The organism is Actinospica acidithermotolerans (assembly GCF_018139625.1).
In the GTDB taxonomy this organism is placed as follows: domain Bacteria; phylum Actinomycetota; class Actinomycetes; order Streptomycetales; family Catenulisporaceae; genus Actinospica; species Actinospica acidithermotolerans.
In genome coordinates this window covers 1-450 of sequence record NZ_JAGSOH010000351.1, presented here as the reverse complement: position 1 = coordinate 450, position 450 = coordinate 1, and the positions used below count along the sequence as shown (strand labels likewise).

At 72.7% G+C, this 450-nt stretch carries 1 protein-coding gene; it reads right to left on the bottom strand.

Annotation, left to right across the window (positions count from 1 at the left end; translation table 11 throughout):
• The coding region (locus tag KDK95_RS38950) for a M55 family metallopeptidase (protein WP_212522648.1) at positions 1 to 450 on the bottom strand (450 nt) is incomplete at both ends.

Below are 450 nucleotides of genomic sequence, written 5' to 3'. Positions count from 1 at the left end.
GCGTCACACCCTCGCGGATCGCGGCGCAGGCGCGCTCGGGCGAGAGGCTGGTGCCGCTGGTGGCGCCGGTGGCGCGCTTGGTCTGCACGAAGGTCGCGTGCGGGAACAGGTCGCGCGTTTCGGCGATGAAGGCGTCGTCGCCCGAGGCGGCGATGACCGGCGCTCCGTAGGCCCCGGCCAGCGCGCCGTAGATGCCCGCCTCGCCCAGCTCGCGGCCGTTGAGCGCGATGCGCGCGAACGCGAAGCTGTTGATCGTGTGGGCGAGGATGCCGTGGGCGCGCGAGCGCGCGTGGTAGCCGATGAAGCAGACGCCATCCACGCCCAGCTCCACGCCGGCCACCATGCTCAGGTAGCGCGGCTTGCCCTGGATGGCCTGCGCGCGCGCGTCGAGCAGGTCCGGCGGCATGTTGCGGAAGCCGCCGTGCGAATCGTTCACGAACACTTCGGCGG